Here is a 21,756-nt window from a genome sequence, read left to right as displayed (position 1 = left end):
CGCCCGAGCGATGACGACGCCGCCTCGTCGCGGCACGGCGCCGGCCTGAGTTCGACGGAGAATGCATCATGCTGAATTATCCTGCTGCCTATCAGTCCACCAAAGGCTCAGCGCTCGACGTCGACAAGACGTTCTATCAGCGCATCGCCTCACAGCACGACACCCGCACGCTGGTCGAATCGATCGTCGTGCCGATCCGCTCGGGGCAAGCGTGGACCGTGCCGGCCGGCCACGTGTTTCGCATTGTCACGATCGAAGGCCCGCAGGTTGCCGACCTGAACATGTGGAACCGGCACAACCCGCGCGAGCGCATGTGGGCATCGCGCACGCGCCAGTTGCAGCAGGCGCACGTGAGCACGTTCGACCGTCTGTGGTCGACGCTGCCATTCCTGCGTCCGATGGTGACCATCACGGACGACAGTCTCGCAGGCTACGGTGTCGACGAGCACGGCGGGCGTGTCCACGATTTGCTCGGCACGCGCTGCGACCCCTACGTGAACCGCATGCTGACCGGCGAGGATTTTCATTTTCACTGCCACTCCAACCTGACGCGTGCCATCGCCCCGTATGGATTGACTGAGTACGACGTCCACGACGTGCTCAACGTGTTCCAGTGCACCGGCCTGAATCTCGAAGACAAATACTTCATGAAGGCGTGTCCGGCAAAGAAAGGCGATTACCTCGAATTCTTCGCGGAGATCGACTTGCTGTGCGCGCTGTCGACCTGTCCGGGCGGCGATCTGTCAGTGCCGATGTGGGGACCCGACGCGCGCGATCCACTGGAAGTCTGCCGGCCGCTTGGCATCGAGGTCTGGCAACTCGCGCCACAGATGCTGGATGGGTGGACGCCGCCGGCTGTGGCTGCCTACAAAGGGCAGCACGGAATGGTGCTGAATCCGCCGCAATGGAAGTGAGACTGGTGCCTCCTGTCCAGCAGGAATCGATGGTGGCGCAGCACAAAAGCCGGAGCGAGACCGCGCTGCCTTGAATGCCCGCCGGCCCCCTTGTATCTGAGGACATCATGAAAGTTGTCGTGCTCGGTGGCGGGGTAGTCGGTGTGACAACCGCGTACCAGTTGCAGAAGGATGGCCATGAGGTCGTGATCGTCGAGCGGCAGCCTTTAGTCGCATCGGAAACCAGTTGGGGTAACGCGGGCATGATCGCGCCCGGGCATTCCTTTGTCTGGTCCTCGCCCAAAGCGCCGATGATTCTGCTCAAATCGCTGGTGCTGAAAGATCAGGCGTTGCGCTTCAAGTTCTCGGCGGATCCCAGGCTTTACAGCTGGTCGTGGCGTTTCCTGATGGAATGCACATCAGAGAAGGCACGCCGCAATACCCTGCTCAAGCATCGGCTTGCCGCGTACTCGCAACGCGTACTACAGAATGTGATCGCTGAGGACGCCATTGAATACGATCGAAATGACCGCGGAATTCTGTATTTTCATCGGACGCAGGAAGCCCAGGATCGCGGAGTCGAACACATGAAGCTGCTGGAATCCGATGGGCAGGTCATCATGGTTCTCAGCCGCGATCAGGTCGTCGCACTCGACCCGTCGCTGGCTTCGGCAAAAGACAGGATAGCGGGTGCCATCTACTGCCCGACCGATGAGACCGGAGACCCTGCGAAGTTCACCCGGGCCCTTGCGGAAAAGATTGTCGCGCGTGGCGGTACGCTTCTGACGGACACCACCATCGACGGCTTCGAAACCGCTGGGCAGGACGTGGTGGGCATAAGAACGAGTCGCGGCCTTGTAAAAGCCGACGCGTATGTGCTCGCCCTTGGCCCCTATAGTCCGGTTCTTGGCCGACAGATCGGCATCGATCTTCCGATCTATCCGATCAAGGGATACTCCCTCACGATTCCGATCGATGGCCGGCCCTTGCCACCCTCGGTCGCAGTGGTCGACGAGCACAACCTGGTCGCAATCTCGCGCTTCGGCGACCGGATCCGGGTCACCGCAACGGCGGAGTTTGCTGGCTACGACACGAGCCATAAGCCTTCTGATTTTGCGTTTATGAAGAGCGTGACACAAGAACTCTACCCGGCCGGCGCCAACTACGATCGCGCCGAAATGTGGGCCGGTCTCAGGCCGATGACGCCGACGAACTTGCCGTTTCTTGGGCGCAAGAAGTATCGCAATCTTTATCTGAATACCGGTCACGGTCATATCGGCTGGACCATGTCGCACGGATCGGCTCGAATCACGGCCGACCTGATCGCGGGACGAATCCCGGCGATTCCGATGGTGGGGCTGCTTTGCGACTGATGGCGACGCGTTTTGCAGCCAAAACATGGGGCCCCAGCCGAACGATGCCAGCAAACTATTGCATCGACCGGTCGAATCCGCCGCGCATGGCCCGTCGGTACACGTCGCGCTCAAAGAATTGCGACTTCGAGACGCGCTATCGCGCGTCACGCGCAGCTTTTCGCCATCAGATCCACTGGAACACTGGCGACGGTTGCGCGGCTTGTGTCAGGGTTGCTACGATCCACGCCCAGCGCAGAGCTTCCTCAAGCGCATCTGCAATTGCTCGGCGCTTTCTCGATATCAACCGGAAGCGTGGAGTCGATTGCTTCCAGCATGCAGCCGGCAAAGGTGTTGTTTGCGGCCGAGTTGAGCGCCGCGTCAAGAGAATCGGCTCTCCGGCTTGACCTCACGGGTCAATTTTCGCCGCGAACGTCCTTCATCAAGGCCTTTTTAATCTGATCGGGCGCCATGGGTTGCCGGGCAGTCTGTCAGGATCGCACTCCCCCTACGTAAGCTCATATTACAATGCCGGGCTCAAACGCTGCCCGGTACGGCGGCACACAGACCCAAAGGTTCAATGTCGACCCAGCTTTCGAATCCCACGTCGCTCGCCTCAGCCTCCGACAAACCTGCCGCCGCGCGCATCGCATCACTCGGTTGGCTGCTCCCCTTCCACGCGCTGGTCTGGACGCTGGCCGCCTGGCTCGCGCGCGGCAATCTCGACATCCAGGGCGACATGGTCGAGACCTATGTCTGGGGCCTCGAGTGGCAGGCCGGTTACGCGAAGCACCCGCCGCTTTCGTCGTGGGTCGCAGCGGCCTGGTTCAGCGTGTTCCCGCACACCGATCTCGCGTATTTCGCGCTGTCGGCGGTAAACGTGCTGGTCGGCCTGGCCGGGATCGTCGCGCTCGCCGGGCGCTTCGTGCCGCGCCAGATCGCGATCATCGCCGGGCTTGCGATGGCGGTCTCGCCGCTTTACTCGAATCTCGCCATCAAATTCAATCCGAACGCGATCCTGCTGTCGGTCTGGCCGTGGACCGCCTACTTTTTCGTCCGCTACGTGCAGCCGGGCAGCCGCCTTGCGCGCAGCGGCGCGGCGCTCGGTCTCGGGGCGTGCGCGGCGCTTGCCGTGCTGGGCAAGTACTTCACGATCGTGCTGCTGCTCGGGCTGTTGCTGGCATTGCTCGCGCGGCCCGCATGGCGTGCGCGCCTCGTCAGCGTCGATTCGCTGCTCGCGGTGGCGGCGGGTGTCGCCGTGCTGGCCCCGCACGTGCACTGGATGATGGTTAATCATTTCCCGACGCTCGAGTATGCCGCGCAACGCACCGGCGGCACGCTTCTCGCCGCGGTCGGGCGCTTTGGCATCTACACGCTCGCGCAGATCGGCTATCTCGCGCTCAGTTTCGTTTTCGTGCTGTTGATGGTGCGCACGCGCGGGGCTGCGCGGCTCATGGCGCTGAGCGTTGTTCGGAGCGCGGCGTACCCGGATCTCTGGTGGCTCGCGCTGGGGCCACTGTTCGCGGTGGGCGTGCTGTCCGTGATCGGCAAGACGCAGATGGCCTCGGTCTGGGGCATGGCGCAGTGGTTCGCAATGGTGCCGCTCTGGCTTGCCGTGCTCGTGCAGGCCCGCTTCGAGTTCGCGCCGCAGCGTGCCATACGCGTCATGGCGGTGTACTGGGCGCTGGTGCTCGCGGTATCGGCAGTGGTCGGCTACACGGGGGCGCGGCACAATTCCGACGATGCGGCCGAGCCGCGCGCGGAACTCGCGGCAGCCGCGCAGGCGGTGTGGCACGAACGCACCAGCCAGCCGCTGTCGATCGTGGCGGGCTCGACGCATGAGGCCGCTTCGATGGTGTTCTATGACGGCGGCCGCGCCCGCTTCTGGGATCTCGACTGGCCGGCGGCAACGCCCTGGCTCACATCCGCCGATTTCGCGCGCCAGGGCTCGCTGATTGTGTGCCGTGGCGACGACTCGGGCTGCATCGCGACGGCATCGTCGCTAAGCCATGCAGCGCCGATTGCGCTCGAGGTGAGCAAGACCGCATGGGGACGGGAGTTGCCTGCGCGCCCCTACCAACTGTTCGTGATTGTGCCGCAGTCGTGAGCCACGCGACCATCACGCCGTATCGCGGCCGGCCGCTCGTCGTCGATCTCGACGGCACGCTGTTGCGCTCCGACGTTCTGATCGAGTGCGTGTGGGCCTTTCTGAAAGCCTCGCCGCTGCGCTGCTGGCAACTGCTGGTCTGGCTGCTGCATGGTGGCAAAGCGGGCCTGAAGGCGCGGCTCGCGGCCGGCCGTGCGCTCGTGCTTGCAACCGCCACGCACCAGCGTTATGCGCAGGCCATCGCGGATCATCCGGGCTGCTTCGACGAGGTCCATGCGACCGAGGGTGAGGTCAACCTGTCGGCAAGGCGCAAGCGTGATGGCCTCGACTGCCTCTCAGGGGAAGATCGGCTCGTAACCTAACCGGGCGAGTGGAAAGAGGTACCATGAAGTACGCCGTCGAACGCCAGGCTCATCCGTGCCTGAGCGTATAACGTCTCTCTGGTCAGGGGTCCTGCCATGATCCTGTATCACACCGTCCCCGATTCGTCGGTCATCGAAATATCCGTCGAAGGCAAAATCACCGACCACGAACTGCGCGAAGCCATCGAGCGCATGCGTGGTGATCTTGAACTGAACGGTAAGACCCGCGTGCTCGAACGCATCGAGCATTTCAGCGGCATCGAGCCGAAGGCGCTATGGACCGACCTGACGCTCGGCGTCTCCGTCGCCCGCAAGGTCACGCGCGCCGCCGTGGTGGCCGACGCGGGCTGGATTCGCGCCTCGATGCATTTGGCCCGGTTCTTTATGAAGGCTGAAATCAAGGCGTTCCACGTCAACGAGCTGGAACAGGCGCGAGCCTGGATCAACGCCTGAACGTCGTCTCCAGCCGGCCGCATCGGGCGGAGGCCGGCCAGTTGGAGCCGCACGACTCAACATCAGAACTGTTACTGCCGAATCAAGGACACGGAGCGCAACGATCCTATGATGGAATGAGGCCGCGCGACACGCGCGGAAAAGCGCTAAAACATGTAGGAAAACAGGAGAAGAGGAGCACATGACGAAGCGAGTGATCGTGACCGGCGGCAGCGGCCTGGCCGGAAAATGGGTGGTCGAGAACCTGGTCGAGCACGGCTACGAGGTGATGAATCTTGATCGCGTGCCGATGGCGGCGCGCACGGCGCGCACGTTGATTACGGACATCACCGATGCGGGCCAGGTATTCAATGCGCTGGCATCGAGCACCGCGCCGGGAGAATTCGCCGACGACCTCGAACCAAAGCCGATCGACGCGATTGTGCATTTTGCGGCGATCCCTCGCATCATGATCACGCCCGACAACGAGGTCTACCGGATCAACGTGATGGGCACGTACAACATCCTCGACGCAGCGTCGAAGCTTGGCATCCGCAAGGTGATCGTGGCATCGAGCGAAACCACATACGGTATGGTGTTCGCGCACCGGGATCGCAGTCCAGAGTACTTCCCGCTCGACGAGGAATACCCGGTGAACCCGATGGACAGCTACGCGACGTCGAAGGTTATCAACGAAGTGACAGCGAAGGCGTTCCACGCGCGCACGGGCTCTGACATTTACTGCTTTCGTATTGGCAACGTGCTCGAACCCAACGACTACGCGAAGTTTCCGGCGTGGCTCAAGGATCCAGCACTGCGCAAGAGGATTGCGTGGAGCTATATCGACGGCCGCGATCTCGCGAGCGCGTGCCGGCTTGCCATCGAAAAGGACGGCCTCGGCTTTCAGGTGATGAACGTCGCGGCCGACGACGTGTCGTCCGACGTACCTACCGCGGAACTGCTCCGACGCTACTACCCCGGCGTGCCGCTCAAAAAGCAACTCGGCGAGTTCGAGACCCTGCTCAGCAACGAGAAGCTCAAGCGCCTTCTTGGGTGGAACCAGCAACACTACTGGCGCGACGAAGCGAAAAAGATCGTCCAGTAAGCATGGCGGGCCGGCCCCCGGGCCGGCCAATCACGCCGTGCGAGTCTTCATGGACTGCCTTGCAACGACGCAGACCGGCGCAATGGCGTCGTTCCCGCAGTCGGGTGGTGGGTCTTGGGAAAAATTTTCGAACAAGCCCGCAGCGAAAATTCTCCCTGCGATGCACTGCATTGCAGGCGTGCCGCCACCTCGAACGCGGACCGACAATGAAGCCAATGGCTCGCCTTCACGGCTGTCAGCGCTGGCGCCTCCGTCGCTTATCCGCCGTCGGTATTGCTACGTTCAGCCGCCGGTCAGCGAGTAGTCGTTTGCAGCAGGTCCCGCGCGGTGCTTAGCATGCCGTCGGCGATCTTTCCGGAATCGACCTTGTAGCTGCCGTCACGCAGGGCGGCCTTGATCGACTCGACCTTCGCCGTGTCGCTATCCGAATCGCTGGACGTGTGCATTGCGGACACTGATGAGAGATTAACCGTCGAATTCTGCGCGGCGGCAGCGCTGACTTGGTGCGCGGACTCGACGGCATCCTTCGCATCGCTGTTGATCGTTGCGCGTTGCGGACCGTTCTGCGAAGCCGCGAGCGGAAAATTGCTGGATTCAATCTTCATGGTGTGTGTTCCCCACTGGTTGAGTCCTTTAACGGATCAGCGTTTGAAATCTTCACCCTGCTGTGGGAAGCGGAACCGTATCCACGTTTCGCCGTGAGCCGATAAGCCTTGCCGGGCGGGCACTCTAGCCGCCTGCAGCAAATTGCAACAAAGTGTGAGCAATACCACACAACGGCTATAAGCTGATCGAAGCGTCTACCCACTCCGAATCAAAGGCGCAGGTATGCTTGAGAACACGACGCCGCACCCCATTTTGCTTGCTGTGAACAAACGTACCCGCCGCCCCTTGCAGCCTCGATGGCCCTTTCCGCCAAGTCGCGATGTCGCTGGTCGCGCCTTTGGCGATCTCGTCGCGCTTCAATATTGCGGCGCGGACGTGTGGCTCTGGCGATGCCGATGCGGCGGCCATGTGACTTCCGCCCTGAAGACGGTAGAGCGCGGTGCAGTGCGTGATTGCGGCTGCCGTGAGCAGCGTCGCGTGTGGCGGTCGCGACCGGGTTCACCTGCGCTGAAGAGCGGCGAGGTTTTCGGCCAGCTGACGACCGAGCGGTACGCTGGCGATGGATTGTGGGTTTGCCGGTGCGACTGCGGTGGTGAGGCGACAGTTAGCGCCGGACGGTTGCGAATGGGCAAGGCGCGCTCGTGCGGCAGGTGCCTCGTCGCTTCGACTCACCGAGTGGCGTAGCGCCGGAACGGAAAATGTTCGTTCGACTCAGGGCAAGCGATCTACACTGCAATTCAACGAATAAGAAAAGATCGCCAGCCTTGGCTGGGTCTGGAAGATCGTATTCCGATTTCGCTTTGATCAAGCGTAGTCCGTACATGCTCCCCTTTCTGTCTGGAGGCGGTCATGAAAAAGGAGAGGAAGACAGCACGGCAAATTCTGTCCGGGAACCCTCGGGAGGTTATCTCAGTGGGCCCCGACGACACGGTGCTGAACGCGTTGCAGTTGATGGCCGACAAGGACCTGACGACGGTGCTGGTGCTGCAGGGCAGCAATCTGGTTGGCGTGCTGTCTCAGCGCGACTACGCCCGCAAGGTCGAGGTGCTTGGCCGCAACGCCGCGAACACCAGGGTTGGCGACATCATGACCACCCAGGTGCTTTATGTGACGCCCGAGCATACCTGCGACCAATGCCTCGCGTCGATGCATACCCGGCGGATCCGGCACCTGCCTGTGATCGAATCCGGGCGCGTCATCGGCGTGCTTTCCGACAGTGACGTGCTGGAGGAACTCCTGCAGGAGGACGAGCATTTCATCAGGATTCTCGAGGACGACATGCTCCATCTGACCATTGATACCGGTGGCGCCTATTAGCCAGTCGCGCTCGAATCAGGCGAGGTGAAACGTGAGCACGCAATCAACCGCGGGGGCCCTTTCACCGGCCATCCTTTCCCGCTCGTCCGGCAAAGTGACGTCGGCGCGCGATGCCGTGCGCCTGATCCGCGACGGCGATACGGTCGCGACGGGTGGCTTCGTGGGCATCGGCTTCGCCGAAGACATCGCCATTGCCATCGAGGAACTCTGTACGGCGCATGACGAGGATACGTTAGTCACCCTCCCAAAGCCCGCCAACCTCACGCTAGTCTATGCGGCCGGCCAGGGAGACGGCAAGGAACGCGGACTGAACCACCTGGCGACGCCGGGACTCGTCAAGCGCGTCATCGGCGGACACTGGGGCCTCGTGCCGAAGCTACAGCAGCTTGCGGTGGATAACCAGATCGAAGCGTATAACCTGCCGCAGGGCGTGATCAGCCACCTGTTTCGCGACATTGCGGCCGGAAAGCCAGGCCATCTCTCCCGGGTCGGCCTCGGCACCTTCGTCGATCCGCGCTTCGGTGGTGGCAAACTGAACGAGCGCACCACCGAGAATCTGGTCGAGTTGATGCGGATAGGCGACGAGGAATATCTGTTCTACAAGGCCTTCCCGATCAACGTCGCGATCGTGCGCGGCACCACTGCCGACCCGGAAGGCAATGTGACGATGGAGCGCGAAGCCCTGACACTGGAGGCTCTCGCGATCGCCATGGCCGCGCACAACTGCCACGGCCTCGTGATCGTCCAGGTGGAGCGCATCGCCGAAAGCGGCTCGCTCAATCCGCGACAGGTCAAGATCCCCGGCGTGCTGGTCGATTGCGTCGTGCTGGCGCCGCCCGAGAACCACCAGCAGACCTTTGCCACACCATACAGTCCGGCGTACGCCGGCGAAATTCGGGTCCCCGCGAGCAGTGTGGCGCCGATGCCGATGAGTGAGCGCAAGGTGGTCGCGCGACGCGCGGCAATGGAACTCCAGCCAAACAGCGTGGTGAATCTCGGGATCGGCATGCCCGAAGGCATCGCCAGCGTCGCCAACGAGGAAAGGATCCTCGACCTGCTGACGCTGACCACCGAGCCCGGCGTCATCGGCGGCATTCCAGCGGGAGGCTTGAACTTCGGCGCGGCGACCAATGCGCAGGCGGTCATCGATCAGCCCGCCCAGTTCGATTTCTATGACGGCGGCGGGCTCGACGTCGCCTTTCTTGGCCTCGCGCAGGCCGATCGCATGGGAAACCTCAATGTGTCGAGATTCGGGCCGCGCCTGGCCGGCGCCGGAGGCTTCATCAACATCAGCCAGAATGCCAGGAAAGTCGTGTTCGTCGGCACTTTCATGGCGGGCCACAGCCAGATTTCAGTCGTCGACGGCAAGCTGCGTATCCACCGTGACGGCACGGCCAGGAAATTCATCGAGGAAGTCGAGCATCGCACGTTCTCTGGCCCGTATGCGGCGGCAATGGGCAAGCCGGTCCTCTACATCACCGAGCGTTGCGTGTTCGAGCTGGGCGCCGAGGGCATGGAACTCATCGAGATTGCACCGGGCGTCGATCTGGAGCGCGATATTCTGGCCAGGATGGACTTCGCACCGATCCTGCGTTCGCCGACGCAGATGGACGAGCGGATTTTCCTGCCTGAACCGATGGGCCTGCGCTCGAATGTTTTGCGACTGCCGCTGGAAGCGCGCTTCATTTACGACGACGACAAGAACATCATGTTTCTCGATTTCGCGCGCCTCGAGGTGAAGCGTCCCGACGACATCGCGGCGATCCGGACTCAGGTATGCCGCGTCTGCGAACCACTGGACCACAAGGTCTATGCAGTGGTGAACTACGAGGGTTTCGTGTTGGACCCCGCGCTGGAGGACGCGTACGTCGAAATGGTCGAGGATATGGTGCAGCGCTACTATCTCGGCGTAACGCGCTTCACTACCAGCGCTTTCATGCGCGCCAAGCTGGGTGGCGCCCTTACGCGGCGCGGGCTGTCACCTTATGTCTATGAGACGGAGGCGGAAGCGCAGGCCTACCTGCGCGAACAGTCGTCAAACCGCTGAATCCGGCTTGCATCGTGATCGCGGCACCGAAGGCCGAGTGCGCCCGCGCCGGGTTCTGTCGGACCCTCGATGTCAGTGCCCTGCCAGCCAGCGCAACTGAGGCCCCGGATATCCCGCGACCCACGTGCCGTTCGCGCTGAAATCCCACGTCGGACCGAAGCTCGCCGGCTCGAGCAACTGGGTGTCCGTGAGTCCGCTCGAACTGGCCACCGCCGTGCCCGAACCGACACCCGCCGCCGCCCCCGACGATTGGCTGTTCCAGAACACGTTCGTCGCGATCCGGCCGCTGTTCGTGCCCGCGATACCGCCCTTCGTCGAGTTCGCGCCCGCCGTGAGTCTGGACGCGGCATACGACTCGCGGATGAAGCCCGTATTGATGCCGACAAGTCCGCCGACAGTCGCGCCGCCGTTCAGGAATTCGTAGGCATACGATCGGCCGATGACGCCATGGTTCGTGCCGACGAGTCCGCCGACCGTGCTTTGCGCACCGGCCGATGCGCGGCCGATCGCGAAAGACTGATCGACGCGACCGTCGTTCAGCCCGACCAGCCCACCGATCTGGCCCACGCCGATGATGTTGACGCCCGCCCACGAGCGCTCGATGCGCCCAAAGTTCTCGCCGACCAGACCGCCGGCCACTGTGCTCGGGTTGCCCGGGGCACCGATGGCGCCCGTCGCGCCGACGTTCACCATGTATCCGTAGTTGATGCCGGCCAGCAAGCCGACCGTTTCTCCCGAGGACGTCGCGGTGCCGTCCGCGAGCGTGAAATTGCGCACGACGCCGCTCTTGCCGATCACGCCGAAGAGTCCGGTATCGGCCGCGCTTGAGAGACGCAGATCCGCGGGGAGATGCCCCATGCCGTCGAACTGACCGGTGAACGGATTCGCGGCGGTGCCGATGCCGCCGAACTCCGGCGCACCCGCGAATTCCAGCCCCCTTCTGCCCAATGCATAGTTGCCGGAGAGGTTGTTATTCACCGCGCTCAGGTCCGTCATGGAGTTGACGAGCTGATAGGCCGTGAACTGCGTGACGAGCCCAGTAAACGGCGCGGGGTGCCACGATACGTTGGTGTACACCGTGCCGGGTGTATAGCTGCCGTTCATGTCGTACAGGCCGCTGACGATGCCCATGCTTCGCGACCAGTCGATCGTGCCCTGGTTGGTCAGACTGCCGCCGTTGTCGAAACCATAGGTGTCGGCGGACAGCGTGAGCGAGCCTGTGCCCCTATTGGCGATGGTCGCCTGCGGTGCAATCGTCAGCGAGTGCGCCGCGTCGAGCGTCAGGGAGGAGGCTCCGTGCCAGCGCACGCTCGCTTCGATCGCGATGTCTCCCTCGCCGGTCGCCCCGAGCTTGCCGTCCGCGCCGTTCGCAAGCACGGAGATGGACGCGCCGTTGCTCAGACTTGCGCCGAGCGTGTTGGCGGTCGGGACGTCCGCGGTGAAGTCCCCAGTAGTGATGTTCCATGCTTTCGCCCGCACATCCGCGCCGCCGACCTTGACGTCCTTGCCGGACATGTCGAGCGTGCCGCCGCTGCCGTCGGCGTTACGCGCGCTGATCTGCGCCCCGCGCGCATCGACGTTGCCGGAGTTGACGACGACCCCGTTGACGGTGGTGTTCGCGACGAGCCAGACGTGGCCGTCGCGCGTCGCGGTGCCGGTGGCGCGCAGGGCGCCCGAATGACCCGCGAGCGCGAAGATATTGCCGTCGGCCGCTTGCACGTTGATGATCGCCGCCTGTACCGTGCCTGAGTTCGTCACTGTGCCGCCGCTTCCCACGTCCACGAAGACTTGTTGAAAGTTGCCGTCGAAGAGCCGGACCTGACGGCCTGCGACGAGTTCGGCATTGCCGTTCGGCGCATCGATCGTCCCTGCGTTCGTGACCTTGCTGGCCGATATCAGGAACACGTCCCCACCCGACGAACTGATCTTGCCGAGATTGACTACATCCGCCGTGGAACTGCCTGTGTAAGCCGAGCCACCGAACACGGGCGGGTTGAGAAAGACATCGTTGGGGACGTCGAGCGTCGACGCGACGAAACGCCCTCCCGTCGACACCACGCCGCCTGGCCCGATGAGCACGCCATGCGGATTGACGAGGTAGATGCTGCCGGTGCCCTTCAGCGTGCCGTAGATCGCCGACACATCGTTACCCGTCACGCGATTGAGTGTCGCGCCCGTGCCGTTGTTGATCGACACCGTGCGGCACGATCCGATCGAAAAACTGTTCCATTCGATGATGCCGCGCGAGCCCGCTTGCGTGATGCTCAGGCCGGCATCGTTCTGAGTGATGCTTCCCGAGCCGGCGACGAAATGCCCGCCTTGCGGCAGGGTACCCGCCGCGTACGCGACGTGCGTCGTGCAAAGTCCGGTCAGCGAAATGGCGATGGCAAATGAAATTCGCACGCTTGCATGACGGCGTTGCGATGGACGTTGCCGCAGCAGAGATGGCCTTCGAGTGCTCATACATCCCCCCCTTCCACGCTCGCGCGAAACGGCTGCCAACGACCCGTGGAGCCGACCGGAAACGCGTGAGTCGCCGCGTATGAAGATTAGCAGTTCGCTTCGTCGCCACTTAACGACTGTGGCTGATTTGGTCGATATTTCGGCCCGAAATGCTGTTGCGCGACTGGACGGGATTACCGTCGCCTTCCATCTTGATAACGAATTCAATCCAAGTTTGAAATACCGTTATTACGGGAGGTTATTAAGTCACTGGTTTCAAGCGCGGTCGACCACCGCCAAGCCCCCGTGCGGCGGGCCTTGCAGCCTGGCGGCACCGTGCGCGCCCGGATTTGCCATCGAGCAGGGCGAACCTTGCCGGGCAACAGCCGCAACGCGACATTTCGGTATACTTGCGAGCTTTCCCAAAAACGATTATTCGCGGCCCTCCTCCCGAGCAGCGACCGCCGTTTCATAGGCGTGCCGCCCTCGCGCGACAAGCGCGTCCGCCCCGCTCATCATGTCCGATCTCTCCACGCCGTTCAGCGCGCCCCGCCGTCTCGTCAACATCAATCCGAAGCCGCTCGCCGTCGCGCTCGCGCTGGTCGTGCTCGGCGCGATCTATCTTGCGCAGACCGTCAGCGTGAAACAGGCCGCGCTGTACGTCCTCGGCGCGCTGCTCGGCGTCACGCTCTATCACGCCGCGTTCGGCTTCACGTCCGCATGGCGCGTGTTCATCGCCGACGGCCGCGGCGCCGGCCTGCGCGCGCAGATGCTGATGCTCGCGATCGGCGTGCTGCTGTTCTTCCCGGCGCTTTCCGCCGGCACGCTATTCGGTCATCCGGTCGTCGGCGAAGTGTCGCCCGTCGGCACGTCGGTCGTGATCGGCGCGTTCTTGTTCGGCATCGGCATGCAGCTCGGCGGCGGCTGCGCCTCCGGCACGCTGTATACGGTCGGCGGCGGCAGCACACGGATGGTGGTCACGCTGATCGCGTTCATCATCGGCTCGGTGATCGGCACCGCGCACATGCCGTTCTGGTCCGCGCTGCCGCATCTGCCGCCGATCTCGCTCGTGCAGAAGCTCGGCGTCGGCCCGGCGATCGCGCTGAACCTCGTGGTGTTCGCGGCCATCGCCGCGCTGACCGTGCTGATCGAAAAGCGCCGTCACGGCCGTCTCGTCAGCGACGTGGATCGCGCCCCGAACGCATCGCCGTGGCTGCACGGCCCGTGGCCGCTCCTCACCGGCGGCGTCGTGCTCGCGATCCTCAACTTCGTGACGCTCGCGCTGTCGGGCCATCCGTGGGGCATCACGTCGGCGTTCGCACTATGGGGCGCGAAGGCGTTCTCCGCGATGGGCGTCGACGTTGCGAGCTGGCATGTGTGGAGCACCGGCCCGAACGCGGCCGCCCTTGCCGCACCGATCAGCCACGACGTGAAGTCGGTAATGGACATCGGCATCGTGATCGGCGCGATGGTTGCCGCTTCGCTGGCCGGCCGCTATGCGCCGGTGTGGCGTCTGCCGCTGCGCTCGCTGATCGCGGCGATCGTCGGCGGACTGATTCTCGGCTACGGCGCGCGCCTCGCGTACGGCTGCAATATCGGCGCGTACTTCAGCGGCATCGTATCGGGCAGCCTGCACGGCTGGCTGTGGCTCGTCTCGGCATTTTTCGGCAACGTGGTCGGCACGAAGCTGCGTCCGGTGTTCGGCCTCGCGGTCGAGCGCGTCAAGCGGACGGGCTGCTGAGCGGGCGGCTTCGGCCGCCTATCGGGCGGGGGCTGCGCTGCCGGCCTCCCTTGCACCCGTCTGAAGCCGTCGCGCGAGTTCGTCAGCGATCTGCTCCGCGCTTTTCCTGACCGCCGTCTTTTCATCGCGGCCGGACAGAACGACCTTCGCAGCGATCACGTACGGGTTGAGCTTGATCACGGCGCCCGGCATATCCCTGCTCGCCCCTCTTCAACAGTTTCATAGAGCGGCGGTAACTCCGGCGTAGCCAGGTTATCGCAGGAAACCGCGACCTGAAACTGGCTTTGAGATCGCCCAGGATGCCTCGCGCGCGGTGGCCTGGCCCGCTGTCAGGGGCGATGTTCGCGGCGTCGAGATCGAAATCGGAGACATAGACGACCGGCGGCGCGACAGGAGCCGCGAGCGCTGCCGACGAATCCGCGGCCAGACATCCTTGTGCGCTGGCACACAGGTACGTCGCCAGACATACCATTCGCACCCATCGCAACACCATTGCGCACCTCCACGCTGATCGCCTGGTACTAGTTGCATGGCAGCGACGAAATACGGCATTCATATCGCGGCCGTTCATCCAGCTTAGGTCTTTCAGAAGCGCACCCATGGCTCGATCGTCTGCATCGCGATCTGAAAATCCTATACTGGGTCGGTGCGGTTGCTGCCTTCGCGCCTTGTCTGCACATCCGTTGGCGCGAGTCCAATCGTCCGACATGACGCCGCTGAAACGCGGTGGACCGCGCGTTGCGTGATCTGCCTGACAGAACGGAAAACCAAGCCATGCTGACGATCGACGACATCCGCGCCGTGCCGCTGTTCTCGACCCTCCCCGACAGCGAACTGGAAATCCTCGTGCACGCGTGCGCCGACCTGCATCTATGCGCGGGCGAGTTCGCGGTCCATGAAGGCTGCGAGCGCGCGTTATACGCCGTGCTGTCGGGCAAGATGGAAGTCATCAAGACGTTTGACGGCATCGAGCGAACCTTGGGCTGGCGTCTGCCCGGCGCGATTTTCGGCGAAGTGCCGCTCGCGCTGAGCTCACCGTTTCCGGGCGCGTATCGAGCGGCCGAGCCTTCGCGCGTGATGCGGGTCGACGCGCCGCAATACTATGCGCTCGCGGCGGCGTCGCCCGACGTGGCGTTCAAGATGGGCGCGCTCGCGCGCGAACGCATCGGCGGGCTGCAAAGCCTTTCCGCCGAGCCGCCAAAAGCGCGTGTGACGATCGTCGGCGAGGGCAGCATGGCGATTGCTTTCGCGCACAGGTATTTGCAGTCGGACGGAGCTTGAGTTCGTCGCGTGAGTCTGCTGCGCGGTCGGGTTGCACGGCCGCTATGTATTCGCAGGCAGCGCGACGCGTTCCAATACCGTCATCGGGCCGAGCCTTTCGATCACATCCAGTTGAGCCGCATCGCGCACGAACAGCGAACCCGCAAAGCCGAGCGCGTTGACCGACACGCCTTCGACTCGCTCTTGCGATCTCGGCACGAGCAACATCCAGCGCCGCGTGACCAGCAGGTTGTAGGGCGTCGCATGACAGCAGGCACGGCCGATTTCGAGCGCGCCGATATCCGCCGCTTCGAGCAGCGTGCGATAGCGGGAAAGCGCCAGCTTCGGCGCATCCGCGCGAGCCAGATCATCGGCGTGAAAGCGTGCGAACGCATGCCGAAACGGCAGATCCGGCATGCCGTTCTCCGCACCGAGCAAGGGCTCGACAGGCACGGACGGATCGGCTTCCCCGAGCGGCAGCGGCACGATCTGCAGGTGCTTGTGCGGCTGGCTCGCGCCCGCCTGCGTGCCGGCGTTGTAAAAGCCGATGCCGTCGAATTCGGCCATGCACGCGAGCAGCGCTTCGAAATCGGCAAGATCGAGCAGCGCTTCCTGCGGTTCGAATTCGCGCGTGACGATCAGCAGATGATGATCGATCACGTTGAACTTGTTCAGCAACGCGAGGTGAGTATCGGAGATGTCGGCGACGAACAGATCCGGCTCATAGGGAAGAAATGGGTTCGCCTGAGGGTGCTTTGCCGTCTGCAGCTTTCGCGCTTGCTCGCGTTGCTGTTCCTTGCGCGTCAGGCTCGACACCTGACGAACGAGAAAGCGGATGCCGCCGCTGTCGATCACGGACTGTTGCGTGTCGATCGGTCGCAGCGCGCCGCAGCTCAGCGCATGTCCGGTCTGTCGCACAATGGCGGGCCACAGCGTGCCCGGAATCAGGCGTCGTTGTCGTTCCATAGGAGGTCGGCAGGCGTGGCGGCGCGCGTGAAGCGGGTGAACGCGCAGCCGCTACAGCTTGTAGCCTATCGTGCGCAAAAGATCCTTGCGCCATTGAATGTCCTCCGCGCTTTCCGTGCCGACAGGCGAAAAACCATCGACCACGCCGACGATGCCTCGCCCCTGATCTGTTTCAGCGATCAGCACTTCGACGGGATTCGCCGTTGCGCAGAAGATGCGGCAGACCTCCGGCACGGCCTTGATCGTGTTCAGCACGTTGACGGGGAAAAAGCCGTCGCCCAGAAACACGAAGAAACTATGGCCCGCGCCGACGTTGGTTGCGTTCTGGCATGCCATCTCGACGAGGCTTTCGTCGGTGCCGGAGCGCCGCACGAGGCGCTTGCCGGAAGCCTCGCAAAACGCGAGACCGAACTTGATGCCGGGCACCGTGCCGACCATCGCTTCGTGAATATCCTCGACAGATTTGATGAAGTGGCTTTGCCCGAGAATGAAGTTGGTCGCTTCGGGCTTGACGACCTTGACGGCGGACAATTGCATGGTGGACCTCGCTCCATTGCGGCAACACGCCGATGAAAACACGTCGAACACGGGCCAACGCGACCGTGGATGGTTCGCGTGTCAGCCGGTCTTCGTCGATCCGGCTTCTAGCCTAGTACTAACCGCGCGTGAGCGAAACCTCGACCGACCACGAGCCGCGGGATTCGAATGCGCCCGGACACCGCTTCCGAGTCGCGCCAGTCCAGGATCGAGCAGGCCGAGAAAGCCTGACTTATGGCGACACTGATCGACCAAGAGCCGATCCATCCTCATAGCGTTTTGACCCGCTTTAAACCCCATCGCACCGCGGCAACCTCTCCGGGTCAACAAGGTCAACCGCCGGTTTACGCCCCCGACCGAGTGTGCAAGTATCTTCACCAAGCCGCATCCCGCACACTCTTGCGAGGTTCACGATGGCCTGGAAACTTTGGAAGACCGAGAAGCGGTACGACGAGACGCGAAGCTGGCCGAGCGGCACGCATGAGTCGTTGAAGCAGCTTCTGGATATGTACCTGGGCAGCGACTCGCCACCGTTTGCGAACTGGGCCGCGCCTGGAATTACTTTTTCGCCCGAAGTCGAAACGCTCGCGCGAAACGGAGTCCGGGGGTATCAGCTTGCCCTCTGGTTGTGGCTTTTCGCCGAGAAGCACGGCACGATCGCGGCAAAAATGGTGCGTGAGTCCTTGTGCCTGCTCGCCGACGCGATGCAACCGTCGTCCGGCGACAAGATCGACTCGCTCCTCGACCTCGAAAACCGCCTCGCGCATTCTGTCGAGGACCTTTCCGCTCAACAGCGCACCTTCCGACTGGAGGGTCTGTCCGTCGAGCTACCCATGGAGTTTTTCCTCGCTACTGCCTTCCTCCGGCTCGCACCGGACTCGCCTTATGCCGGGAACGAAGGCACCTACCTGCAAGGCAACGACTTCAAACTGGCCGACTGTTTTCACCATGCAACCGAAGAGGGGCTGGCGGTATTCCGGCCCATGATAGACGCGGTCGACTTCGACGCGAAATCGCTGCCCAACTGGAGATGGAGCGCTCATCCCGGCGCCGCCGAGCGACACCTGCAACGCCGCCACAAGAATCCCCTTTTCGCCCTTCATCGCCAGATGGTGACGGCTCATGAGGTCTATGAGGCACGGCTTGCCGACGCTCGGGCCATCGAGGACATCAGGACCGAGCTCAATGAGACTAGCCGGTCGTTCTCCGAGACGACCGAATTGCCCTTGAACTGGCAGCCCTTCCTCGAAGGATACCGGGACCACGTCGACAGGCTTGACGAACGCCGGCTCGTCGTTGGCGGACAGAGCACGTCGCTCGGCAATGCAATTGCAGCGTTGCGCGCCGACATACTTGCGACCTGGCGCGCTTCGATTCACAAGAACCGGCACAGTCTCGCGACTCTGGAGCAGGAAGAAGCGAAACGGGCTGAGCGACGGACGCTGCTGTATGGATGCGAGTGGACGGCCCAGCTTTTGAGCCACGGGTCGCTGATCCCGCCGGAAGAGGTGGTTCCCGCCCTGCTAAGCGAGCCCCCCTCCGAGCTGGAAAAGGTGGTGACCGGTCTGCGGGGCGAACCGCGACTGCATGAGACGCTTGCGCAGTGTTGTGCAACTGCGCATCGGCTTGTGAACGAGCTTCGCGCGGCTGGTCATCAGCTTCCCGACATCGACGACAAGCTTCGCATTCTGGATGGTGCGCCCGGCCAGTTGCCGGTCTGATCGTCTTCCAGGTGTGCCATGTCGTGTTACCTATCTGGATGCCACGCCCGACCCACAAAGACCACTTATGACCTCTTCCTCTCGTGACCCGCTCGATGTAGCGACCGAGGCGGTATCTACGCTTTCAGGGTACCTGGAGCTTTCGCTAGACAAAGGAAAGAGCCTGATTTTTGTGCTCTCTCAAGGCGAAAATAGCGAAGTCTACCTTGGTGATCCTGGCGAGCCAGACGCGGACTGGATAAGCTGCGCGGCCATTCCGAACAAGCTGGTCCGCGCGCTTCTGGAGACCACGCGGTCAGGATTCAACCAGTTGGTCATTGAAGGACAGGCCTACCGCTTCGCTCGGACCTTCGCGCAAGTTGCCGAGCAGGGCGCTGTCGTCTTCACGCCTGCGTAGACGTTGTAGCCAATCACGTTGATGCATTTGATCATGGATGATCGTGACGATTTCCTTGTGCGCAACATGTCGTTCCGCGAGGTCGATCTGGCGGTCGAATGGGCTGCGGCAGAGGGGTGGAATCCGGGCCTCGACGACGCGAGGTGCTTCTGGAATGCGGACCCCAATGGCTTTTTCGTCGGTACCTGGCGCGGGGAGCCGGTGGCATGTATCTCGGCAGTCGCCTACGATGAGCGCTTCGGTTTCATTGGCCTCTACATCGTCAAGCCGGCGTTTCGCGCCAGGGGTTTCGGTCTGCGCACCTGGCAGCACGCGATGCGCTATCTGGGAGATCGTACGATCGGCCTCGATGGTGTCGTTGCCCAGCAGCAGAACTATAAAAAATCCGGCTTCCAGCCCGCCTATCGCAACATCCGCTTCCAGGGCGTCGTGCAAGCGGCGTCGACGCCAAACCTGACGAACGCGCGGGAGGTACCCTTCGCGCAACTGGTTGCCTACGACAGCGCATGTTTTTCGACCGCCCGTCCCCGCTTCCTGGCGGACTGGATCGCGCAACCACAGGCGCTGGCCCTGGCGGATGTGCGCAACGCTCAGATAAGGGGGTACGGCGTGCTGCGCCGTTGCGGGACCGGCTACAAGATCGGTCCGCTCTTTGCCGACGACTCACGGATTGCCAACGATCTGTTCGACGGACTGGTCGCGAGCGTCGCAGGCGAAGTCATCGCGTTCGACGTCCCGGAGGTCAACGCGGCCGCCGTAGCGCTCGCTGAACGCTACGGCATGGTTAGCGCGTTCGAAACGGCGCGAATGTACACTCGCGCCCCGCCGGCCATTCCCGTGCAACGCGTGTTCGGGGTGAGTTCGTTCGAACTAGGTTGACTGCAAAGATCGAGCCGCTGGAAAAAAACCGGCGGTGATGCGCTAAACCTCCACTACGATCCGAGCGGTCCGCCCCGAATGGGAGCGATCATCGAGCGACCGTAAGCGACGACTCACGCTGACCGGCGATAGTAAAAAGGCGCACGGTCTCATCGAGCACATGAGCGGAGTCGATCAGCCGTTGCGCGGTGGCCGTCGCTTGCATTGGAGACATCGTCGATGATGGTCAGTACGCGTCTGACCGTCTCGTCGATCACTTTCATCTGCGACGCGGTGCGGTCGATCAGTTCCGTTCCTTGCGAGACTTCCGCGACGGTCAGATCCACCACGGACTTGATTTGCCGGGCAGACTCCGCGCAACGTTGCGCCAGCATGCGCACTTCGGTGGCGACGACCGCGAACGAACGGCCGGCGTCGCCAGCACGGGCGGCTTCGACCGCCGCGTTCAATGCATGAATTATTGATGGTTATCTGACTAGCTTAGTCGGGTATTCGAAAGCTTGTTCCCATCAAATACGATCCACCTGTGATTGAGTCGCAGCGACGCCTCGCGACATCAACGTCACTTTCGCGAGACCCACTTCTTCCTTTCCGGAACTTCGACGATGGCGTCGACCGGTGTGAACGGTGCGTGAAAATGATCGACGAGGAAGTCGATGAAGGCGCGCGCCCGCGCGGTCTGATTGCGCTGCCTGGGGTAATAGACGAACAGGTCCGCGGACGGCAGCACGGTATTCGGCAGCACGAGCTTAAGACGCCCGCTCTGTACATACTTGGCCAGATCCCATTCAGAGCGAATCAGAATCCCATGACCGTCGAGCGCCCACCGAAGGGCAATGTCGCCGTCATTGCTCGATAGCGCGCCTTTGACCTTGATCGCCTCGATGTGGTCGTTCACGATGTAGCGCCACACGCCATAAGCGTCATCGTTCTGCCGATGAATGATGCAGCGATGCTGGTGCAGGTCCTCCACCCGCTCGGGCGTTCCAAAACGTTCCAGATATTTCGGGGACGCGCAAAGAAAACGGCGATTGCTCATGATGCGCCTCGCGCTCAGGCGACTGTCGGGTAGCTCGCCGAACCGTATCGCCATGTCGAAGGCCCCTTCGACGAGATCGACCGGCCGGTCTGTCACCACGAACTGAACTTCGACATTCGGAAAGCGCTTTGCGAAGTCGGAGACGAGCGGCGCGATGGTCGTCCTGCCAAAACCGAGCGTCGCGTTGATGCGCAACGGCCCATGCGGATCGCGTCTGGCGCCGGTTATGGCCTCCTCCATCTCGCGGACCTGCCCGACGATCTGGGACGCGTAGCGCAGATAGGTCTCGCCCTCGGGCGTCAGGCTGACGCTGCGCGTGGTCCGGTTGACCAGACGCGCGCCGAGCCGCTGCTCGATGATCCCCAGCCGCTTGGTCGCCGCTGGCGGACTCAGATCGAGCGCCCGGGCGGCGCCGGACATGCTCCTGAGTTTCGCCAGGAGAATGAAGAACTCAAAGTCGGATGCGGGGGCAGTACTCACTTTTGGTGAAATATGTAGTGAACGTAAGTGAATTCTAGCAAGCTCTTTCGCGGCTAAGCTATGCACCACATTG

At 62.8% G+C, this 21,756-nt stretch carries 18 protein-coding genes and 2 pseudogenes; 13 read left to right on the top strand and 7 right to left on the bottom strand.

The features are described from left to right. Window positions 1–68: 68 nt before the first annotated feature. The 6 genes and pseudogenes from OKW41_RS19460 to OKW41_RS19435 all read left to right on the top strand — a co-directional run bounded on the left by OKW41_RS19460 (window position 69) and on the right by OKW41_RS19435 (window position 6,251). Window positions 69–914: an urea carboxylase-associated family protein gene (locus OKW41_RS19460; RefSeq protein ID WP_429573647.1), complete on the top strand. Its 846-nt coding sequence runs from the start codon at window positions 69–71 to the stop codon at window positions 912–914. Window positions 915–1,021: 107 nt separating this feature from the next. Continuing rightward, window positions 1,022–2,266 (top strand): D-amino acid dehydrogenase, encoded by a 1,245-nt coding sequence (locus OKW41_RS19455; RefSeq protein WP_429573646.1) that lies wholly within the window; start codon window positions 1,022–1,024, stop codon window positions 2,264–2,266. Window positions 2,267–2,825: 559 nt separating this feature from the next. Continuing rightward, complete coding sequence (locus OKW41_RS19450) at window positions 2,826–4,352, top strand: glycosyltransferase family 39 protein (RefSeq protein WP_429573645.1); 1,527 nt, start codon at window positions 2,826–2,828, stop codon at window positions 4,350–4,352. Next, window positions 4,349–4,696, top strand: a pseudogene (locus tag OKW41_RS19445) (UbiA family prenyltransferase); the annotation flags it as partial. The gene OKW41_RS19450 and the pseudogene OKW41_RS19445, both read left to right, overlap by 4 nt. A gap of 114 nt (window positions 4,697–4,810) precedes the next feature. Continuing rightward, on the top strand, window positions 4,811–5,167 hold the full coding sequence (locus OKW41_RS19440) for an STAS/SEC14 domain-containing protein (RefSeq protein WP_429573644.1): 357 nt from the start codon (window positions 4,811–4,813) through the stop codon (window positions 5,165–5,167). A gap of 181 nt (window positions 5,168–5,348) precedes the next feature. After that, a complete protein-coding gene (locus OKW41_RS19435; protein WP_429573643.1) occupies window positions 5,349–6,251 on the top strand; it encodes an NAD-dependent epimerase/dehydratase family protein in 903 nt (300 codons plus the stop codon). A 293-nt stretch (window positions 6,252–6,544) separates the two neighbouring features. Here OKW41_RS19435 and flgM read toward each other — a convergent pair whose 3' ends face one another. Next, a complete protein-coding gene (flgM, locus tag OKW41_RS19430; RefSeq protein ID WP_429448421.1) occupies window positions 6,545–6,856 on the bottom strand; it encodes a flagellar biosynthesis anti-sigma factor FlgM in 312 nt (103 codons plus the stop codon). Window positions 6,857–7,706: 850 nt separating this feature from the next. On the opposite strand from flgM, the gene OKW41_RS19425 reads away from it, so the two are divergent. Both OKW41_RS19425 and OKW41_RS19420 read left to right on the top strand, forming a co-directional pair. Beyond that, window positions 7,707–8,174, top strand: a complete 468-nt coding sequence (locus OKW41_RS19425; protein ID WP_429573642.1) for a CBS domain-containing protein — start codon at window positions 7,707–7,709, stop codon at window positions 8,172–8,174. 31 nt (window positions 8,175–8,205) lie between these two features. Further along, entirely contained in the window at window positions 8,206–10,221 is a 2,016-nt protein-coding gene (locus OKW41_RS19420; protein WP_429573641.1) for an acyl CoA:acetate/3-ketoacid CoA transferase, read from the top strand. A 72-nt stretch (window positions 10,222–10,293) separates the two neighbouring features. Here the strand turns inward: OKW41_RS19420 and OKW41_RS19415 are convergent, their stop codons facing one another. Further along, on the bottom strand, window positions 10,294–12,684 hold the full coding sequence (locus OKW41_RS19415) for a filamentous hemagglutinin N-terminal domain-containing protein (RefSeq protein ID WP_429573640.1): 2,391 nt from the start codon (window positions 12,682–12,684) through the stop codon (window positions 10,294–10,296). 496 nt (window positions 12,685–13,180) lie between these two features. On the opposite strand from OKW41_RS19415, the gene OKW41_RS19410 reads away from it, so the two are divergent. Next, window positions 13,181–14,404 (top strand): YeeE/YedE family protein, encoded by a 1,224-nt coding sequence (locus tag OKW41_RS19410; RefSeq protein ID WP_429573639.1) that lies wholly within the window; start codon window positions 13,181–13,183, stop codon window positions 14,402–14,404. An 18-nt stretch (window positions 14,405–14,422) separates the two neighbouring features. On the opposite strand, the gene OKW41_RS19405 is transcribed toward OKW41_RS19410, so the two are convergent. Then, window positions 14,423–14,596 carry a hypothetical protein gene (locus OKW41_RS19405; RefSeq protein ID WP_429448431.1) on the bottom strand — a complete coding sequence of 58 codons (174 nt, stop codon included), beginning with the start codon at window positions 14,594–14,596 and terminating at the stop codon, window positions 14,423–14,425. A gap of 582 nt (window positions 14,597–15,178) precedes the next feature. Here OKW41_RS19405 and OKW41_RS19400 point away from each other — a divergent pair. Beyond that, window positions 15,179–15,685 (top strand): Crp/Fnr family transcriptional regulator, encoded by a 507-nt coding sequence (locus OKW41_RS19400; RefSeq protein ID WP_429573638.1) that lies wholly within the window; start codon window positions 15,179–15,181, stop codon window positions 15,683–15,685. Window positions 15,686–15,727: 42 nt separating this feature from the next. Here the strand turns inward: OKW41_RS19400 and OKW41_RS19395 are convergent, their stop codons facing one another. Next, the gene (locus OKW41_RS19395; RefSeq protein WP_429573637.1) at window positions 15,728–16,630 is read right to left on the bottom strand and encodes an ATP adenylyltransferase family protein; all 903 of its coding nucleotides are present in this window, start codon (window positions 16,628–16,630) and stop codon (window positions 15,728–15,730) included. A gap of 51 nt (window positions 16,631–16,681) precedes the next feature. Then, window positions 16,682–17,167: an adenosine-specific kinase gene (locus OKW41_RS19390; RefSeq protein ID WP_018422486.1), complete on the bottom strand. Its 486-nt coding sequence runs from the start codon at window positions 17,165–17,167 to the stop codon at window positions 16,682–16,684. Between the two features lie 413 nt (window positions 17,168–17,580). On the opposite strand from OKW41_RS19390, the gene OKW41_RS19385 reads away from it, so the two are divergent. The 3 genes from OKW41_RS19385 to OKW41_RS19375 all read left to right on the top strand — a co-directional run bounded on the left by OKW41_RS19385 (window position 17,581) and on the right by OKW41_RS19375 (window position 20,164). After that, window positions 17,581–18,888, top strand: a complete 1,308-nt coding sequence (locus OKW41_RS19385) for a tryptophan leader peptide (protein ID WP_429573636.1) — start codon at window positions 17,581–17,583, stop codon at window positions 18,886–18,888. Between the two features lie 67 nt (window positions 18,889–18,955). Next, window positions 18,956–19,285 carry a hypothetical protein gene (locus tag OKW41_RS19380; RefSeq protein WP_429573635.1) on the top strand — a complete coding sequence of 110 codons (330 nt, stop codon included), beginning with the start codon at window positions 18,956–18,958 and terminating at the stop codon, window positions 19,283–19,285. Window positions 19,286–19,318: 33 nt separating this feature from the next. Further along, window positions 19,319–20,164, top strand: coding sequence for a GNAT family N-acetyltransferase (locus OKW41_RS19375; protein ID WP_429573634.1), 846 nt, complete (start codon window positions 19,319–19,321; stop codon window positions 20,162–20,164). Window positions 20,165–20,252: 88 nt separating this feature from the next. On the opposite strand, the pseudogene OKW41_RS19370 reads toward OKW41_RS19375, so the two are convergent. Together OKW41_RS19370 and OKW41_RS19365 are read right to left on the bottom strand one after the other, a co-directional pair. After that, a pseudogene (locus OKW41_RS19370) lies at window positions 20,253–20,622 on the bottom strand (methyl-accepting chemotaxis protein); the annotation flags it as partial. Between the two features lie 104 nt (window positions 20,623–20,726). Then, a complete protein-coding gene (locus OKW41_RS19365) occupies window positions 20,727–21,623 on the bottom strand; it encodes a LysR substrate-binding domain-containing protein (RefSeq protein WP_429574343.1) in 897 nt (298 codons plus the stop codon). Window positions 21,624–21,756: the final 133 nt, after the last annotated feature.

It is taken from the genome of Paraburkholderia sp. UCT70 (assembly GCF_050434085.1).
Lineage (GTDB): Bacteria > Pseudomonadota > Gammaproteobacteria > Burkholderiales > Burkholderiaceae > Paraburkholderia > Paraburkholderia tuberum.
Note: the sequence above shows the minus strand (reverse complement) of the source record. Positions and strands in the feature narration are given on the sequence as shown.

Bases quoted from the DNA above. Each gene is read 5' to 3' on its own strand.
- OKW41_RS19460 (WP_429573647.1), top strand. From the start codon at position 69: ATGCTGAATTATCCTGCTGCCTATCAGTCCACCAAAGGCTCAGCGCTC.
- OKW41_RS19455 (WP_429573646.1), top strand. From the start codon at position 1,022: ATGAAAGTTGTCGTGCTCGGTGGCGGGGTAGTCGGTGTGACAACCGCG.
- OKW41_RS19450 (WP_429573645.1), top strand. From the start codon at position 2,826: ATGTCGACCCAGCTTTCGAATCCCACGTCGCTCGCCTCAGCCTCCGAC.
- OKW41_RS19440 (WP_429573644.1), top strand. From the start codon at position 4,811: ATGATCCTGTATCACACCGTCCCCGATTCGTCGGTCATCGAAATATCC.
- OKW41_RS19435 (WP_429573643.1), top strand. From the start codon at position 5,349: ATGACGAAGCGAGTGATCGTGACCGGCGGCAGCGGCCTGGCCGGAAAA.
- flgM (WP_429448421.1), bottom strand. From the start codon at position 6,856: ATGAAGATTGAATCCAGCAATTTTCCGCTCGCGGCTTCGCAGAACGGT.
- OKW41_RS19425 (WP_429573642.1), top strand. From the start codon at position 7,707: ATGAAAAAGGAGAGGAAGACAGCACGGCAAATTCTGTCCGGGAACCCT.
- OKW41_RS19415 (WP_429573640.1), bottom strand. From the start codon at position 12,684: ATGAGCACTCGAAGGCCATCTCTGCTGCGGCAACGTCCATCGCAACGC.
- OKW41_RS19410 (WP_429573639.1), top strand. From the start codon at position 13,181: ATGTCCGATCTCTCCACGCCGTTCAGCGCGCCCCGCCGTCTCGTCAAC.
- OKW41_RS19405 (WP_429448431.1), bottom strand. From the start codon at position 14,596: ATGCCGGGCGCCGTGATCAAGCTCAACCCGTACGTGATCGCTGCGAAG.
- OKW41_RS19400 (WP_429573638.1), top strand. From the start codon at position 15,179: ATGCTGACGATCGACGACATCCGCGCCGTGCCGCTGTTCTCGACCCTC.
- OKW41_RS19395 (WP_429573637.1), bottom strand. From the start codon at position 16,630: ATGGAACGACAACGACGCCTGATTCCGGGCACGCTGTGGCCCGCCATT.
- OKW41_RS19390 (WP_018422486.1), bottom strand. From the start codon at position 17,167: ATGCAATTGTCCGCCGTCAAGGTCGTCAAGCCCGAAGCGACCAACTTC.
- OKW41_RS19385 (WP_429573636.1), top strand. From the start codon at position 17,581: ATGGCCTGGAAACTTTGGAAGACCGAGAAGCGGTACGACGAGACGCGA.
- OKW41_RS19380 (WP_429573635.1), top strand. From the start codon at position 18,956: ATGACCTCTTCCTCTCGTGACCCGCTCGATGTAGCGACCGAGGCGGTA.
- OKW41_RS19375 (WP_429573634.1), top strand. From the start codon at position 19,319: ATGGATGATCGTGACGATTTCCTTGTGCGCAACATGTCGTTCCGCGAG.
- OKW41_RS19365 (WP_429574343.1), bottom strand. From the start codon at position 21,623: ATGTCCGGCGCCGCCCGGGCGCTCGATCTGAGTCCGCCAGCGGCGACC.